Origin of the sequence: Catenovulum sp. SX2, assembly GCF_052056295.1 — a bacterium.
Taxonomy (GTDB): Bacteria; Pseudomonadota; Gammaproteobacteria; order Enterobacterales; family Alteromonadaceae; genus Catenovulum.
Genome location: NZ_CP182493.1, coordinates 1,332,698 through 1,349,032, shown reverse-complemented (window position 1 = coordinate 1,349,032; position 16,335 = coordinate 1,332,698). Strand labels below are relative to the sequence as shown.

The 16,335-nt window shown below is 40.7% G+C and carries 14 protein-coding genes; 9 read left to right on the top strand and 5 right to left on the bottom strand.

All coding sequences use genetic code 11. The features are described 5' to 3' along the window. The 5 genes from ACMZOO_RS05665 to tldD are packed head-to-tail and all read left to right on the top strand — an operon-like array spanning nucleotide 1 to nucleotide 8,227. Nucleotides 1-570, top strand: a complete 570-nt coding sequence (locus ACMZOO_RS05665; protein ID WP_440905755.1) for a Maf family protein — start codon at nucleotides 1-3, stop codon at nucleotides 568-570. Then, nucleotides 567-2,039 (top strand): ribonuclease G, encoded by a 1,473-nt coding sequence (gene rng / locus ACMZOO_RS05660; protein ID WP_440905754.1) that lies wholly within the window; start codon nucleotides 567-569, stop codon nucleotides 2,037-2,039. Before ACMZOO_RS05665 ends, rng begins: the two co-directional genes overlap by 4 nt. Next, nucleotides 2,039-5,944, top strand: a complete 3,906-nt coding sequence (locus ACMZOO_RS05655; protein ID WP_440905753.1) for a YhdP family protein — start codon at nucleotides 2,039-2,041, stop codon at nucleotides 5,942-5,944. The genes rng and ACMZOO_RS05655 overlap by 1 nt, the downstream gene beginning before the upstream one ends. 12 nt (nucleotides 5,945-5,956) lie before the next feature. After that, complete coding sequence (locus ACMZOO_RS05650; protein ID WP_440905752.1) at nucleotides 5,957-6,772, top strand: carbon-nitrogen hydrolase family protein; 816 nt, start codon at nucleotides 5,957-5,959, stop codon at nucleotides 6,770-6,772. Nucleotides 6,773-6,781: 9 nt separating this feature from the next. Then, nucleotides 6,782-8,227, top strand: a complete 1,446-nt coding sequence (gene tldD, locus ACMZOO_RS05645; RefSeq protein ID WP_440905751.1) for a metalloprotease TldD — start codon at nucleotides 6,782-6,784, stop codon at nucleotides 8,225-8,227. A 6-nt stretch (nucleotides 8,228-8,233) separates the two neighbouring features. Here tldD and ACMZOO_RS05640 read toward each other — a convergent pair whose 3' ends face one another. Next, on the bottom strand, nucleotides 8,234-9,322 hold the full coding sequence (locus tag ACMZOO_RS05640) for an HDOD domain-containing protein (RefSeq protein WP_440905750.1): 1,089 nt from the start codon (nucleotides 9,320-9,322) through the stop codon (nucleotides 8,234-8,236). Nucleotides 9,323-9,482: 160 nt separating this feature from the next. On the opposite strand from ACMZOO_RS05640, the gene ACMZOO_RS05635 reads away from it, so the two are divergent. Both ACMZOO_RS05635 and amt read left to right on the top strand, forming a co-directional pair. Then, on the top strand, nucleotides 9,483-10,094 hold the full coding sequence (locus tag ACMZOO_RS05635; protein WP_440905749.1) for a beta-phosphoglucomutase family hydrolase: 612 nt from the start codon (nucleotides 9,483-9,485) through the stop codon (nucleotides 10,092-10,094). A 242-nt stretch (nucleotides 10,095-10,336) separates the two neighbouring features. After that, on the top strand, nucleotides 10,337-12,544 hold the full coding sequence (gene amt, locus ACMZOO_RS05630) for an ammonium transporter (protein WP_440905747.1): 2,208 nt from the start codon (nucleotides 10,337-10,339) through the stop codon (nucleotides 12,542-12,544). A gap of 51 nt (nucleotides 12,545-12,595) precedes the next feature. Here amt and ACMZOO_RS05625 read toward each other — a convergent pair whose 3' ends face one another. From ACMZOO_RS05625 to ACMZOO_RS05615, 3 genes are all read right to left on the bottom strand, one after another. Next, a complete protein-coding gene (locus ACMZOO_RS05625; protein ID WP_440905745.1) occupies nucleotides 12,596-13,567 on the bottom strand; it encodes a DUF2333 family protein in 972 nt (323 codons plus the stop codon). Between the two features lie 9 nt (nucleotides 13,568-13,576). Next, entirely contained in the window at nucleotides 13,577-14,035 is a 459-nt protein-coding gene (locus ACMZOO_RS05620) for a copper chaperone PCu(A)C (RefSeq protein ID WP_440905744.1), read from the bottom strand. A 69-nt stretch (nucleotides 14,036-14,104) separates the two neighbouring features. Then, nucleotides 14,105-14,950, bottom strand: coding sequence for an HAD family acid phosphatase (locus ACMZOO_RS05615; protein WP_440905743.1), 846 nt, complete (start codon nucleotides 14,948-14,950; stop codon nucleotides 14,105-14,107). A 134-nt stretch (nucleotides 14,951-15,084) separates the two neighbouring features. On the opposite strand from ACMZOO_RS05615, the gene ACMZOO_RS05610 reads away from it, so the two are divergent. Then, nucleotides 15,085-15,573 (top strand): hypothetical protein, encoded by a 489-nt coding sequence (locus ACMZOO_RS05610; RefSeq protein WP_440905742.1) that lies wholly within the window; start codon nucleotides 15,085-15,087, stop codon nucleotides 15,571-15,573. Next, nucleotides 15,533-15,673: a DUF6429 family protein gene (locus ACMZOO_RS05605; protein WP_440905741.1), complete on the top strand. Its 141-nt coding sequence runs from the start codon at nucleotides 15,533-15,535 to the stop codon at nucleotides 15,671-15,673. Before ACMZOO_RS05610 ends, ACMZOO_RS05605 begins: the two co-directional genes overlap by 41 nt. A gap of 61 nt (nucleotides 15,674-15,734) precedes the next feature. Here the strand turns inward: ACMZOO_RS05605 and ppa are convergent, their stop codons facing one another. After that, nucleotides 15,735-16,265 carry an inorganic diphosphatase gene (gene ppa, locus ACMZOO_RS05600; RefSeq protein ID WP_016955116.1) on the bottom strand — a complete coding sequence of 177 codons (531 nt, stop codon included), beginning with the start codon at nucleotides 16,263-16,265 and terminating at the stop codon, nucleotides 15,735-15,737. Nucleotides 16,266-16,335 lie beyond the last annotated feature (70 nt).

Genomic DNA, 16,335 nt, shown 5'->3' with positions numbered 1-16,335 from the left:
ATGGCTCAAATTTATTTGGCTTCACGCTCTCCTCGTCGTCGTGAGTTGCTCGCACAACTAAATATTCAATATCAACTCGTTGATGGTGAAATTGATGAAAGTCAGTTGCTGGATGAAAGCGCAATCGATTATGTGATTCGACTTGCTTGCGAAAAAGCACAACAAGGTTGGCAAAACTGCGATAAAACTATGCCAGTGTTAGGCTCAGATACTATAGTGGTCTATCAAAACCAGCTGTTGGGCAAACCGGCAAATGAGCAAGATGGATTAAACACTTTAAGCTTATTGTCGGGCAATCAACACCAAGTCATTACAGCTGTTGCGATAAAATGGCAAGATAACATTGAAACTGTTGTGGTTTCGAGTGATGTTGAATTTGCACAACTGGATGAGCAAGAGATCTTAGCCTATTGGCAAACCGGTGAGCCACAAGACAAAGCCGGTAGTTATGCTATACAAGGTATTGGCGGCCAGTTTGTTAAATCAATACAGGGTAGTTATTCAGCCATAGTTGGCCTACCTTTATATGAGACAAAACAGTTAATTCAAAAGGTTTTAAAGCAGCTATGAGTGCGGAATTATTAATTAACGTTACCCCTACTGAAACTCGGGTTGCTGTTGTTGAGAATGGTAGCCTGCAAGAAGTACATATTGAAAGACAAGGTAAAAAAGGCCTTGTCGGCAACATATATTGTGGCAAAGTCAGTCGGGTATTACCCGGCATGCAAGCTGCTTTTATTGACATAGGTTTAGACAAAGCTGCTTTTTTGCACGCTTCTGACATCACAGTGCATGACGAAGTGCGCGACGAAGATGCAATAACCGAACCTTTGCCTGTACGTGACATTAAAGATTTGGTTAAAGAAGGGCAAAACATAGTTGTGCAAGTGGTGAAAGATCCACTTGGTACTAAAGGGGCGCGTTTAACCACAGACATTACCATTCCATCACGTTATTTAGTTTTTATGCCAGGCGCTGAGCATGTTGGTGTATCACAACGAATTGAAAGTGAAGTTGAACGCGAGCGCTTAAAAGAAATTGTTGGTCAATATACTGACGAGAAAGGCAGTTTTATTGTACGCACAGCAGCCGAAGGTGTAGACACTGAAGAGCTCGAACAAGACGCACTATTTTTGCGCCGGGTTTGGAACAAAATTCTTAAACGACAAAAACAAAGTGGCAAAATTCGTTGTTTGTATGAAGATCTAACCCTAGCATTTCGTATATTACGTGATTTAGTTGGCACGGAGCCTGAGCGTATCCGAGTGGATTCAAAACTTGCATACGAACAGCTACTAGATTTTGTCACTGAGTTTATTCCAAACCTTAAACGTGCAATGGAATATTACCCAGGTGAAAGACCTATATTTGACTTGTTTGATGTTGAAAACGAAATTCAACGTGGTTTAGAGCGCAAAGTTCAGCTTAAATCCGGCGGTTATTTAATAATCGACCAAACGGAAGCCATGACAACCATTGATATTAACACTGGCGCTTTTGTTGGGCATAGAAACCTAGAAGACACCATATTTAATACCAATGTAGAAGCAACTCAAGCCATAGCGCGTCAGCTGAGGTTACGTAACTTAGGTGGCATCATTATCATAGATTTTATTGATATGAATAATGATGATCACAAACGTCGGGTGTTACACAGTTTGGAACTTGCGTTAGCCAGTGATAGAACCAAATGTAACGTACATGGTTTTTCCGCTTTAGGTTTAGTGGAAATGACCCGTAAACGTACTCGCGAAAGTTTAGAACATATATTGTCAGATGCCTGTCCTTGTTGCCAAGGTCGTGGCAGCTTAAAGACAGCAGAAACTGTTTGTTACGAGATTCTTCGTGAAGTTGTTCGTGTCAACCGTGCTTACGACGCAGACAAATTTGTTATTTACGCTTCTCCAGCCGTATGTGAATATATGTTAAGTGAAGAATCCCATGCTCTGGCTGAACTTGAACTCTTTATTGGTAAACAAATCAAAGTACAAGGTGAGGCGCTCTACGGGCAAGAGCATTACGATGTGGTAATGATTTAGTGAAATTAACTGGATTGATATCCGCTTTTATCCGCAAACTCTGGTTTAGTTTTGCGGTTATTTTGGTCGCGTCTGCGCTGGTTATTAGTTCAGTGCGGGTTGGCCTGCCATACGCTAGCCATTTTAAACCACAAATTACTCAATGGTTTACACAACAATTTAATCAAGCAATTGCCATTCGTGATTTATCTGCTGATTGGCAAGGCGCTGGCCCTGTTGTGCAGCTTCAAGGGTTTGAATTTTTAATTGAACCTGACGCCAATGCGCCCGTTGTGGTAAATATTGACCAAGTAAACCTTGAACTCGACTTCTGGCAAAGTTTGTTGCAGCAATCACCTGTGGTTCGAAACTTTGTATTAGATGGCGTTCGAGTAGAAATCGATCTCGCGCAAATGCGTGCAGCTGAACGGGCTGGCTCTGAAATTGCTGTGGTTGAGTTATTTGAATCCATCTTTTTAAAACAATTCCAGCGCTTTGATGTGCAAAATAGCTTAGTGACTATTATTACCCCACAGGGGGATAGTCATGACATCACAGTCCATCAACTCAAATGGTTTAACCAAGCATCTGATCACCAAGGGGTTGGTAAATTTTCACTCGAAGGGATAGAAGCAGAAAAACTCGCATTTATTTTAGACTTAAAAGATGTTGGGGATGATAAGTACGACGGACAATTTTATGTCAGTGCTGATGGTATCGATTTTGCGTCTTGGTTACGTCCGTACGTAGCCAAAAGTGCGCGTAATTTACAAAGTAAATTACGCTTTGAGGCCTGGGTGGATATACAACAAAGCCACTTTGACTCTATTTTATTTAATATCGACCCAAGTGAACTCACTTGGTATCTAGGTAAAAAGAAACACAAACTTGAATTGGTCAGTGGCCAACTGCAAGCTCGACTTGATCAAAATGTGCCACAACTTTATTTATATGACTTTAGTTTTGCTCAAGGCGATAAGCTGTGGGGCGGCTTAAATGTACAAGGCGAACAACGCCAAGGCAGTTGGCGAATCTATGCACGTGAAATTAACTTAGCACCGTTAAAACCTTTGCTGGCGCTGACGTCTTTTTCTGAGCAAATTGATAAATTTGCTAATGCGTTAATAACTGAGCCGCATATAGATAACCTGCATTTGAAGTTAAATGCCGATGACTCTTGGTTATTTTCAGCACAAGTTGAAGAGTTAAGTTGGCAGGGCATTAGTGATTTACCCGATTTCAATAATTTATCAGCCAAAGTTAAAGGACAAAATGGACTGATAACAATGGATTGGCATCTGCCGAAACAAGATATTTTATGGCCGTCTTTGTACCCAAATACGCTGTCGCAGATGTCAGTCAACATGCATAGTTATATTCGTTACCCTGTGGCGAACAAGAATAAAATTAAACTCGCTAATCAGCCGACTAGTTGGCAATTTTATGCACCGAATGTGGCGGTTAACACAGAAAACGAGCAAATCAGCGGACAATTTTCGCTGAATATGCACTCGGGTTTATCACCAGAGTTAGCTGTGTTTTTGAATATTCCGAAGTTGACTATCAGCCAAGTTAAACCTTGGTTACCTGCTAGTTTATTGGGTGAAGAAACCCACGCCTATTTAGATAGAGCACTGGTGAGTGGTGACGTTTTAGGTGGGCAATTGATATTCCAAGGGCATTTAAATGACTTTCCGTATAAACAAGCTCAAGGCATATTTCATACCCGTGTTCATACCAATAAAGTTAATTTCGCGTTTCAGCCGGATTGGCCAAGTTTAACCGAAACTCAATTACAGCTAGATTTCAAAAACAGTGCGCTATTTATGCAAAGTGAGCAAGCTCGTTTGTTAGATGTAAGTGTTTCTAAGCTTCAAGCCTATATTGACGATTTAGGCTCAAAACAGGCGTTGTTATCTATTAATGCGGATGCCACAGCAACGGGCAAGGCTGCAACAGAAGTTATGCTGAAAGGCAGTTTAGCCGATTCAGTTGGCAAAACATTACAAGAAGTGTCAGTGCAAGGTTTAGTCTCGACCAATCTTGAATTAAAAATCCCTTTGCTTAAACCCGAATCGTTAAATGCCCGAGGTTCAGTGTTATTTGATGGTAACCAAGTGGTGATTAATCCAACTGGTTTTCAATTCGAACACGTCAATGGCTTGTTAGAATTTGATATGGATAAACTGTCGTCGAAAAAAATGACTTTTGATTGGGGGCCTGTACCATATCAAATTGACTTAGCCAGTGCGCAGCAAGATGACGCTTATCAAGTAAATATTGATTTACGTGGTAAATGGCCGCTGGAAGCTATTTTGGCGCACCGAAGTTTATTGAGTTTAGCCGACAGGGTTAAAGGCAATGCGGATATTGATGGCCATTTAGCCATGTCGTTTGCTAAAGATAAATTTGATTATAGGTTAGACGTAGCAACTGATTTACACGGTGTGCGTTTACAGCTACCTAAACCTTTTGATAAAAAAGCACAGCATTTACAGCTCACAAACTTAACCATATCTGGTGATCAAGATAGCTCTTTATTTGAGTTTGCTTCAGGCGAGAATATTCACTTTAACGCAGTACTACCGCATCAAGATAAAAAGTTTAGCCGTGCATATTTAGTGTTAGGGCAAAACGTTTTGTCTGCACCAGCAACTGGATTTAACATCGCGGTACACCTTCCTCAAGCTAACTTGCAGGAATATATTGAGCTGATTACTTTAGTGCAGAGCGATTTTAGTAAGTTACCGTCGAGCGATGACAGTATCATAGGCTTGCCACAGCGCATTCGCGGAGGCATTCAAGAGTTAGCCGTTGGACCCCTTAACTGGCGTCATCTTTCATTTGATTTAAATAAAACTGCCAGCTTATGGTCAACTCAAATTCAATCGCAACAATTTAACGGTTTGATTAATATCCATGACGATATATCAGAAAAAGGCATAGATATTTTTGCCGATACCTTTGTTATCGAAACCACCAAAGGTTTGCAGGCTGACAACCCATTAACCAAAGCGGAAATTAAACAAATTTTTGATGCCATCCCACCGATTAAACTCAGCTGCAAAGTGTGTCGGTTAGACCAAAAACAGCTTGGTGAAATTAATGCTGAAATCGCCCGTACCTCACCAAAAGATATCGCGTTAAAGTCTTTTACTATGCGCTATCGAGGCAACAAAGTTGATGCAACTGGCCTTTGGCGTATTGACGATAAATTAAATAGCCTAACTAAGTTGCAAGGGGCTGTAACAAGTAATGATTTTGGCTGGTGGTTACGTGATTACCAACTAACGTCGGCAATTAGAGATTCATCGATTGATGCTAAATTTCAATTAAACTGGAATAAGTCGCCAGTAGATTTGGGTTATGCTGACTTAAACGGCAGTATGAATTGGAAATTGGGTGAAGGTTATTTAACTGAAGTATCCGATAAAGGTGCGCGTATACTCAGTGTTTTGAGTTTAGATTCATTGGTGCGCAAGCTCAAATTGGACTTTAGGGATGTATTTAGCAAAGGCTTGTTCTACAATTCAATGAAGGGTGATATTAAATTCACCAAGGGTGTAGCATTCACGGATAACACATATATGGATGGGGTTGCTGGTAATATGGAAGTAACAGGCTCAACCAATTTGGTGACACAAGAGCTTGATTATCAAGTACGATTTAGCCCTAAAGTGACCAGCAGTTTACCGATTTTGATCGCATGGATGGTTAATCCTGTTACTGGCATAGCGGCGTTAGCAATTGATCAAGTTATAGAATCGGCAGATGTAATATCACAAATTGAATTTGATATAAGTGGCACGATAGAAAAGCCGGTTATTGTCGAAACTGCCCGTAAAAGCAAAGCTGTTAAGTTAAATGCAGCTAAAGGAAAAGCAAATAAAACCGGTGCTAGCCCAGCTAAGTCGAGCCAGCCATAAAGAGGTATTGTTATGAATGTTTCTGTTGTTACAATTCAAATGCACTCTTCGCCAAAAGTCGAAGATAACTTGACTTGGTTAGCGCAGCAACTGAGTAAAGTTGAACGAGCTGAATATACCTTAGTGGTTTTACCTGAGTGTTTTGCCTGTTTTGGTGGTGGAGAATCGGCACAACAAATGGTTGCTGAAGACTATGGAAATGGACCGATTCAAGATTTTATTGCTCATCAAGCGAAAAAATATAATTTGTGGATAGTCGCTGGCAGTATGCCAATTAAGTGTCCAAACACAGCTTTGATTAGTGCTGCCAGTTTATTATTTTCACCGGATGGACAATGCCAAGCGCGTTACAACAAAATTCATTTGTTTGACGTAGAAGTCGCCGATAAAACCGCAGTTTATCGAGAAAGTGCCACAACAATTGCTGGTACTGAACCTGTTGTTGTACATACACCTTTTGCCAATATCGGCATGTCGGTTTGTTACGATGTTAGGTTCCCTGAATTGTATCGTTTGATGCAGACTAAAGGCGCAGAAATTATGGTCATTCCAAGTGCTTTTACCCATGTCACAGGCAAAGCTCATTGGGATGTATTAATGCGCGCTCGTGCAATAGAAAATCAATGTTTTATTGTTGCGGCTAATCAAACCGGAATTCACCAAAATGGCCGTGAAACCTACGGGCATTCAATTGTAGTTGACCCTTGGGGCGAAGTAGTTCACCAACATGGCGAACAAAGTGGCTTACGTCAAAGTGTTATCGATTTAGACAGAGTTAATCAAGTTAGGCGCAAAATGCCTAATTTGCAACATAGAAAAATTTTGTAAGTAGATTAAATGAGCATTCAATCAGACAGTATTTTAGTTCAATCTTCATTAGATATTAGTGATTTAGAAAAAACCTTATCTTTTATGCATCAGCGTAAGTTGGATTACGCTGATCTATTTTTTCAAACTAGCCAACATGAATCTTGGGTACTAGAAGATGGCATAGTACGTGATGGTAGTTTTAACATTGAACGTGGTGTTGGTGTGCGTGCTGTTGAAGGTGAAAAAACAGGTTTTGCCTATTCCGACGAAATTAACTTAGCCGCCTTAACTCAAGCTGCGACTGCGGCTCGAGGCATTACACGTGCATCGGATAGTTTTAAATTGCCTGTATTGAAACGCAGTAAGGCGATTCAAGCTTACGGTGGTGCAAATCCTTTTTCGAGTTTAACACCAGAGCAAAAAGTAGCTTTATTAAAAGATGTTGAAAAGGTTGCGCGTGCGCAAGACCCTAGAGTCAAACAAGTTATTGCTAGTTTATCTGCTGTTTATGAAGAAGTGTTAATTGCGGCGAGTGATGGTACTTTGGCAACAGACATTCGCCCACTAGTGCGTTTAAATTGTACTGTATTAGTTGAAGCAAATGGGCGTAGAGAGAGTGGCTCGGGCGGTGGTGGTGGCCGTTCCGATTATGCTTACTTTTTTGAGTTGGTGGATGGCGATATTCGTTTTCATCAATATGCAAAAAAAGCCGTCAATCAAGCACTGATAAATTTAGAAGCGATTGAAGCGCCAGCAGGAACTATGCCAGTAGTCTTAGGCGCAGGTTGGCCAGGTGTTTTATTGCATGAAGCTGTAGGCCATGGTTTAGAAGGTGATTTTAACCGTAAAGGCTCGTCAACTTATGCTGGTAAAATTGGTCAAAAAGTTGCTTCTGAACATTGCACGATAGTTGATGATGGCACCATGTTAAATCGCCGTGGTTCTCTAAATGTGGATGATGAAGGTATTGAAGGGCGCTACAACGTTTTAATCGAGAAAGGTGTCTTAAAAGGTTATATGCAAGACAAGATGAATGCGCGTTTAATGGGGGTAGCACCAACCGGTAATGGCCGCCGTGAAAGTTATGCGCATTTACCTATGCCACGAATGACTAATACCTATATGTTGGCAGGTGAACATGATCCTGAAGAAATTATTGCATCGGTGAAAAAAGGTATCTACGCACCTAACTTTGGTGGTGGCCAAGTAGATATTACCTCAGGCAAATTTGTTTTTTCTAGTTCAGAGGCTTATCTAATTGAAAATGGTAAAATTACCGCACCGATAAAAGGTGCCACGTTAATTGGCAATGGTCCTGAAGCCATGCAAAAAGTATCTATGGTCGGTAATGACCTTGCGCTTGATTTAGGTGTCGGGGTTTGTGGCAAAGATGGCCAAAGCGTGCCTGTTGGGGTTGGTCAACCTACGTTAAAATTGGATGAATTGGTTGTTGGTGGCACAGGTCAAGGCTAACAGGCCCTAGGCTTTTGTTGCTTCAATTAGCGGGCTGATTTCTTTAATTAATAAGTTTTCAGCCTCATCACACAGCAAATGTTCTTTTGCATATACAAGTCCCTCTCTTGCTTGAATAAATTGCCCTTCAACTAACTTAATGACCCTGCTGATATCTATCGCTTGTGCAACACAGGCACTAATACTAAATGGGCTAATCAAGGTTTTTTGTTGGTTAGGGAATTCACGAACCACCTCTTCAGGTAACTGCCAAAATTCAGCACAGGCTAACGTTAGTTCATATGACTTTTTATGCATCAAATCTTTTAATGCTCGTGAATTTGGGGGAGTATTGGGATCGACTACTTTAAACGCATCTATCATTAACCTAAATATAATCATTTTTCCCACTTGATTTAATAGCGTGACAAAATAGGCGACTTCACTATCTTGTTCGTCTAACAAGTCTTTTGCCAACACTCTGGCGTACTCGGCCGATTGTTGCGCATGTAACCAAATACGTTCACCAAATAATTTAAAATACACATTCGAAGGTGGTGATAACTGCTTAATAAAAGCCATTAATACTCCTTCTTTTACACCAGTTGAACCTAGGTTTACAAAAGCCGTTTTGATATCACTGACGGGTTTTAGGCCTCTTTTATATTTTGCTGAATTCGCTTGTTTAATTAACATTGCGGCAATCATAGGTTCCTTTTCGATTTGCGTTAACAATGTGTCCAATGCAAAGTTCGGGTCGTTTAATGCTTGAACTAATTGATTAACGGAAGCTGGCATCGCTGGCATTTCAACTAAAATTTGTTGTGGTGTGTGTATCAGTTCAACGATTTTCTCAACAACAAACTCAGTGAGTTTGTCGTCAGATATGTCAGTCGGGCATTTACCCAACAAGTAATCGTAAAATTCAGTATTAATGTTGCGGTTATCTTCAATTTCAGTTTGACTATTAATAGCTGCATAGCTAAAGCTTTTGGAGGTTGCTGACGAGTGAGTGTCTTGGTTCGTTGAACGTGTTTTTGCAAAGGCTTCGTAATCCGGTTGAGCTTGGGTAGGGGATATCCTTGACAACACTGTGTTGAGCAACTGGATAAACATTATTCTCTCCCTGTTAAAGTACAAAACTTTGTGCTTAAGCATGGCTGCAAATGGGGGATTTTACAAAGATCCTTTTGCAATATTTTTATGTCATCTAACTTTGGTATAAAGGTATAATATGACTAATTTTTAGAAATATTTATTATATAGCGCGAATAATATGAACAATACTTACGACAATTACCAAGCCATTATTTTTGATATGGACGGCACTCTAGTAGACAGTGGTCAGTTACACCAAAACGCTTGGATTGAGACATTAAACAAATATGGCATTCCAATTGATCCTGCATTAATGCGCTCGTTAGCGGGTGTACCAACCAAAGAAACAGTCGAAATTTTAGTTAAACATTTTAATGTGGAAGTTTCGGCCACTAGTGCAGAAATGAATGATTTTAAAGAGGATATAGTACGCAAAACTATGTTGGATTATGTAAAACCAACTAAGTTGGCTGAATTAGCCATTGCCAATAAAGGTAAACGACCTATGGCTGTCGGCACTGGTGCTTATACCGAAGAAGCGGAAATGATTTTAAAAGCCTGTGGTTTATACGATTTATTAGATTTTGTTGTCGGCGCCGACCAAGTCGCCAACCCAAAACCCGCACCGGATACCTTCTTACGGTGTGCTGAATTAATGGGTATTCCAGCGCAAGATTGTATTGTGTTTGAAGATGCACAAACCGGTATGCAAGCTGCACGTGATGCAGGCATGGATGTTGTTGATGTGCTGGAAGTTTTAGATATTACCAATGATTATTTTCTCGACTAACTGACAGTCATATATGACAAATTAGTTAAATGTGCTGCAATCAAGTGCATACTTGCACTTGCAGCATACGAGCACTTCCTTCGCAGCACAGCCTCGACACAGCTTAAAGTCATTTAATTCAAATCAGATTAACAATTTTTATCTTAAATTAACCAAATAACATGGTTTAAGGGGATATTAATATCTGGCCTATTTTTTGCTGAATCTGAGTGGATTTGATTAGAAATTTAATCGGTGGCTGTATGCAAAACAATTTAGATCTCATTTGGATCATTATCTGCGCCGCGCTTGTCATGTTTATGCAAGCCGGTTTTACCGCTTTAGAAACCGGATTAACTAGAGCTAAAAACAGTATTAATGTAGCGATAAAAAATATAACGGACTTTGTTTTAGCTATTTTAATCTTCTTCTTGGTTGGTTTTGGCCTTACCTTCGGTGATTCTGCTGGTGGATGGTTGGGTACCTCAAACTTTGCGTTAACGGGCGAACAAACACCGCTCGATTATGCCGGTTTTATATTTCAAGCAACTTTTGCGGGTACAGCAGCAACTATAGTGTCCGGAGCTGTAGCAGAGCGTATGCGTTTTGGTGCGTACGCGCTCGTCAGTGCAATTTTGATAGCCTGTATTTATCCTATTTCTGCTCATTGGATTTGGAATGAAAATGGCTGGTTAGCACAGCAAAATATGGTTGATTTTGCGGGCTCTACAGTTGTTCACTCACTGGGGGCATGGGTCGGTTTGGCTGGTGCTATTGTGTTAGGCCCACGTATTGGCCGCTTTAATCCAGATGGAACAGATACACCTATTCAAGGCCACAATCTTATCTTAGCCGTTATTGGGGTATTAGTACTCTGGTTTGGTTGGATTGGTTTTAATGGTGGTTCTACGTTAGCTGCTGAGCAGTCAGTGGCACTGATTGTTGTCAATACTATGTTGGCGGCAGCTGCGGGTGGCTTTGGTTGTTTTTTGATATCTATATTGCAGCACCAAGGAGAGGTACGTATTGAGAAAATGCTTAATGGTGTCATTGGCGGTTTAGTTGGTATTACCGCAGGCTGCCACCTTGTCACACCATTGGGGGCTGTCATCATAGGTGTTGTTGCAGGCGCGATTGTTTATTTAGCGGAAATAGCATTAGCTAAATGGTTTAGAATTGATGACCCGGTTGGTGTGGTTGCAGCTCACGGATTTGCTGGTACTTGGGGCACACTCTCTCTTGCATTTGTTGCACCGGTCGCTAATTTACCTTTGGGCAGTGCAATGGCTCAGTTTACTGCTCAATTAACTGGTGTTGCCGCTGTTTTTGTCTGGGGTTTTGGTTGTGGTTTACTCGTGTTTTCTGTTTTAAAAGCACTAAATTTATTGCGGGTTTCAGCAGACGGTGAGATGCAAGGACTTAACTATCATGAACATAAAGCGAATTCTGGCTTTGTTGATACGCTGCAAGCAATGCATCAACTTATTCAAGCGCAAAAAGACGGTTTTGCTAATCAAGGTGACTTAACTAGGCGAATTAATGTCGAAAAAGGCAGTGAAGCAGGGGATATCGCCTATATGTTTAATCAGTTACTTGACCAATATCACGATACCATTTTTAAAGTGAAGCAGTCGGTTTCCGAAGTAACTCAAGCAAGCGATAATATGTCAGATACAAGTCTTTCTATTGACAATAGTGCTAGCGAGCAAATGGGCGCTGTGGTTCAAGGCGCACAAGCCCTAGAAAATCTGCAAGTTACCATGAATGAAATGCTCAATCGTGTTGGGGTGAGTCGAGAGTTTGCTCAGCATGCGTCGCAAGAAATTCGGGATGGCAAGGTGTGTATTGAAGCTTTAAATAAGGTGATCGACGCTCTATCCAACAATATCGGCAAAGCTCAGCTATCTATGCAAGTTGTTGAAACGCAGACAGCGAGTATAGTAGAAATACTTGATGGAATTAGAAAAATTAGTGATCAAACAAACCTGTTAGCACTAAATGCTGCAATTGAAGCAGCCAGAGCTGGTCATGCTGGCAGAGGTTTCGCTGTGGTCGCAGATGAAGTACGTGCATTATCCAATCGGGTTGGAGAAGCCACTTTAGAAATAAATCAAACCATTCAGCATTTAGTCGCAGGCGCCAATGAAACTGTCGGTTTAATGCAGGATAGCCGAGAGTATGTTGATCAAGGTGTGCAACAAACCCAAGTTTCAAGGCACTTATTGGCTCAGTTTGAAGAAATTGCCCAAGATATCGAAGCGAATATGCAGCATATAGGCAATGCAACTGTCTCACATGGTGAGTCGGTCGAGCAGGTGAGAAACACCATAGATCATATTATGAATTCAAGCTTAGACTCGGTCGAAAATGCCAGTAGTTTAGCGGCAACAAGCTTACAAATTGGCAATGTTTCGCGTTTATTGGCTGATGAGGTGAGAAACTTACGGGTTAAGGATGCACAGCTGCATTAAGAAATGTTGAGCAAGCTTGATATATAATCAAGCTTGCCTCATAAAATTAAATTAACCTTGAGCGATCAATTCTCTTAAGTCGATAACTGCTGCATTTGCGCGCGAAACATAGTTAGCCATAACTAAACTATGGTTAGCTAAAAAACCAAAGCCATCACCATTTAAAATCATCGGGCTCCAAACCGTTTGTTGGGTTGCTTCAAGCTCTCGGATAATTTGGCGTAAACTGACTGTAGCGTTTTTCTTTTCGAGCACATCAGCAAAATCAATTTCGACTGCTTTTAAAAAGTGTAGTAATGCCCAGCAAGTTCCGCGTGCTTCAAAAAATACATCGTCTATTTTCCACCAGTTTGTTTTTACGTTTTCTTGCATTGGTGCGTAAGTTGATTGGCTAGCAGATGCATCTCCAGCTAAGTTGGTGTTGTAGCGTTTTTGCCCAACACTAGCACTGAGTTTTTGTGAAGTTGAACCAAGGCGCTTTTCAACTTCTTTTAGCCAGTCGCGTAAATTGTCGGCGCGAGAATAAAACTGTGCATCGGCTTGATTGTCGTCGATTAAACGAGCGCGGTAACGTTCAACTGCAGCAATAGCACTTTCGTATTCGCCTTCCGCACTTGGCCACGCCCATTTTTTATGGTCGATATTAAATTGTGGTTGAGCCACTTTTAAGTCGATATCTTCTTGTGATTGCGATTGAGAGCGGCTGAAATCTTTGCGCATTGCCAAAGCTAAATCACGTACTTGCTCTAATACGCCAAATTCCCACGCGGGCATGTTGTCGAAAAATAGTGACGGCGGCAGCATGTCATTGGCAGTAAAGCCACCTGGTTTATTCAATAAGGTATTGGCTACTTCAATTAGTGCTGTGGATGTTGGGTAGCCAATCACTTTAGTGTGGGGTTGTGATAGCTGTTGAATACTCATCACATCTGGTTCTTGGCTCCACCAAACACTGATTACCCAAAATAATAATCCAATAGCTGCAAATGCGCCTAACAACCAATTAATCAAATTACGTTGCATATTAACTCCTTAGTGGTGGTGCTTATGCTGGTTGTGATCATGGCCTGCGCCATCCATTTTACTCAATTGCGCGGCCACTTTGTGTTTGTTGTTGTTGCTGTCAACAAACTCTAACCAAACTTGTTTTTGCTTAAACCAATTATCGGCTAAGTTAATGAACATTAAATGATATCCACCTGGTTGTAATTCAAGTTTTCCGTTCGCGGGAATGGTTAATTCTGTGACTTGCATCATATGCAGCATATCACCGTGCATCATAGTTGTGTGAAACTCAACTGTGTCACTAATATTACTGTTGGCAAGTTTAACAGTGGCGGCAACATCAGCACTGTTGTGGATGGTTATATAACCCGCGGTTTGTTTTAGCCCTGGAGGCAATAAACGCACAGTCGCATCAGTAAAGGTTAATTGTGCAAATGCGTTGGAAACACAGCCTAATAACAATAGAGCAGAGAGAAGTTTGACCATTTAAAATATGCCGATAAAAGATAAGCTTAGTTAAGCTTATTGTAACTAAGCTTACTTACAAGGCAAATTTTATCTGATCCCCATTGGTGTGTGGGTTTTCGGATTAAGTGATTTTTTTATGTCGTTTGGTAAAACATCTAACCAGCTACCATAAACTGGGTTTGGTACTATAAACCAGCGGCTGCCCCACATTTCATCATACTGGGACGTTAACTTTTGTCGAGCTGTCATAGGCAAAGTAGCTACTTGTGGGATCATTTGATTAATATCATCACCAACTATCATCAAGATACGATAGCGCTTAGCAATAAACTCGCGGCGACTTGTTTGGTCTTTATTCCAATCTGAATATTCACCACGGAAAAACATTTGGTCTTTCGGAAAGGCAATGGAGATGCGTTTGAGCATACGTAAAGTCTGCGTTTTAACAGGGCAAGGGTCGCGTGGTGTCGGTTTACAGACACGGTCCGAAATTAATAATACAGTGACACCTAAACTGGCCGCTTTTTCAATCAGGGTCATGACATGCGGTATGATTGGGGCACGTTCAATATTCATCCAATTTTGAAAGCGCTTATCGTCGTGTTGATTGTTATTTAATACCAGGGACGCGTGATATGACAGGGTGTTCACTAAGGTTTCGTCTAAGTCTAAGATAATTGCATTTGGCAGTTGGTTTAAGCCTTTTTGACCAAATTGTTCAATCGCTGCTGTCCAGCTTTCGTCAAACACAGCCTCTTGTAGTTGCTTCGCTGCGGTTTTAAAGGTTTGCGACAAAATAGCTTGATACTCAGCTGATGTTTGCATCCAAGCAATAGCGCGCGAAGCTTCAGCTGCTTCGTCGGCTGCCACTTTTGCGTTGAATACAATAGATAAACTGCAGATTAAAATTAGAATTTTAGTTATCTTGAACATGAGCCAGTATTAAAAGTTGTTGTTTGATAAGTTAAGTATCGGCCATGAATGTAATTTTTTGAATAAAAAACGAGTATGAATTTGTGATGAAGTCGTGCATTATTCGTCGCAAACACAAGGAAAAGGATTATTAAATGCTTACACGTAAGTTTGTACTATTTGTTATGTTTATAAGTTTGATCTCTGCTTGTACAAGTACAACTCAGCATAAACAGCAAAAATCAGATATCCGATTGTTAGCGATAGCGCCGCAGCCATTAACTGAAATTTCGGCCGAAAGTACGATTTCAGCTCAGCTTGAATATTGGTTGGTAGGTGATGATATTAATCTTGATGACTATTTTGTTTCCATTCAGTTTGATTCAACTAGGCCCAATGCAACTTTTGCATTTAGCCCAACTAACCTAGATGAAGTAAAGTTAACAGAGCCACAAGGTATGGTGACTTTACAATTCCCAATTTCTGAAGTTTGGAATCGTTGTTTGTTACAAAAGCCTGTCACTGCATATTACTATTTGCACAAAAAATCGGGGGAAAACCGTAGCCGAGTTATCGCAAAAACAGCGGGAATTCAATATACCCATGCTGAGCATATGCAAGGCTCGGAACAAAGTTGTCAGTGATATTTATCTAGGGCCTGTCGGTAAAGCGAAATCTGTAGTTTTAACGGATGAAGGGGTTCAAGAATCAGAAGCTTTATTTAAGCAGTTGTTTGCTAAGTAATTGTATTTATTAGTTTCAGTCAAAAAGTTTAGGCAGGGTATGTGCACCCCGCCTAACTGGATTATTTAGCTTGAGCTCGCTCGAAAGAAGAAACGATTTCAGCTTTAGCTGATGCTGCATCTTCCCAGCCGTCAACTTTAACCCACTTGCCTTTTTCAAGCTCTTTGTAACGCTCGAAGAAGTGAGTGATTTGAGCTTTTAATAACTCGTCTAAATCATTTACGTCTTGTACGTGGTCGTAAATTTTAGTTAATTTGCTTACAGGTACAGCAACAACTTTAGCGTCTTCACCAGACTCATCAGTCATTTTTAATACGCCAACTGGACGACATTTAATTACTGCACCTGGTACTAATGGATATGGAGTTGGTACTAATACGTCAACAGGGTCGCCATCTAAAGACAAAGTGTTGTTTACGAAACCATAGTTACAAGGGTAGAACATAGGAGTAGCCATAAAACGGTCAACCCATACTGTGCCTGTATCTTTGTCTACTTCGTATTTGATTGGATCAGCATTTGCTGGAATTTCAATCACAACGTTAATTTCATCTGGTAAATTTTTACCTGCTGGTACGTCAGATAAGCTCATATCTATTCCTTAAATTGGTTTGATTTGTTAAATTTGCCGCTATTATAACTGCAAGTGTCCAAATGGCGAA

Excerpts from the sequence above, each read along its gene's own strand:
- ACMZOO_RS05665 (WP_440905755.1), top strand. The coding sequence starts at position 1 with ATGGCTCAAATTTATTTGGCTTCACGCTCTCCTCGTCGTCGTGAGTTG.
- rng (WP_440905754.1), top strand. The coding sequence starts at position 567 with ATGAGTGCGGAATTATTAATTAACGTTACCCCTACTGAAACTCGGGTT.
- ACMZOO_RS05650 (WP_440905752.1), top strand. The coding sequence starts at position 5,957 with ATGAATGTTTCTGTTGTTACAATTCAAATGCACTCTTCGCCAAAAGTC.
- tldD (WP_440905751.1), top strand. The coding sequence starts at position 6,782 with ATGAGCATTCAATCAGACAGTATTTTAGTTCAATCTTCATTAGATATT.
- ACMZOO_RS05640 (WP_440905750.1), bottom strand. The coding sequence starts at position 9,322 with ATGTTTATCCAGTTGCTCAACACAGTGTTGTCAAGGATATCCCCTACC.
- ACMZOO_RS05635 (WP_440905749.1), top strand. The coding sequence starts at position 9,483 with ATGAACAATACTTACGACAATTACCAAGCCATTATTTTTGATATGGAC.
- amt (WP_440905747.1), top strand. The coding sequence starts at position 10,337 with ATGCAAAACAATTTAGATCTCATTTGGATCATTATCTGCGCCGCGCTT.
- ACMZOO_RS05625 (WP_440905745.1), bottom strand. The coding sequence starts at position 13,567 with ATGCAACGTAATTTGATTAATTGGTTGTTAGGCGCATTTGCAGCTATT.
- ACMZOO_RS05620 (WP_440905744.1), bottom strand. The coding sequence starts at position 14,035 with ATGGTCAAACTTCTCTCTGCTCTATTGTTATTAGGCTGTGTTTCCAAC.
- ACMZOO_RS05615 (WP_440905743.1), bottom strand. The coding sequence starts at position 14,950 with ATGTTCAAGATAACTAAAATTCTAATTTTAATCTGCAGTTTATCTATT.
- ACMZOO_RS05610 (WP_440905742.1), top strand. The coding sequence starts at position 15,085 with ATGCTTACACGTAAGTTTGTACTATTTGTTATGTTTATAAGTTTGATC.
- ACMZOO_RS05605 (WP_440905741.1), top strand. The coding sequence starts at position 15,533 with ATGCTGAGCATATGCAAGGCTCGGAACAAAGTTGTCAGTGATATTTAT.
- ppa (WP_016955116.1), bottom strand. The coding sequence starts at position 16,265 with ATGAGCTTATCTGACGTACCAGCAGGTAAAAATTTACCAGATGAAATT.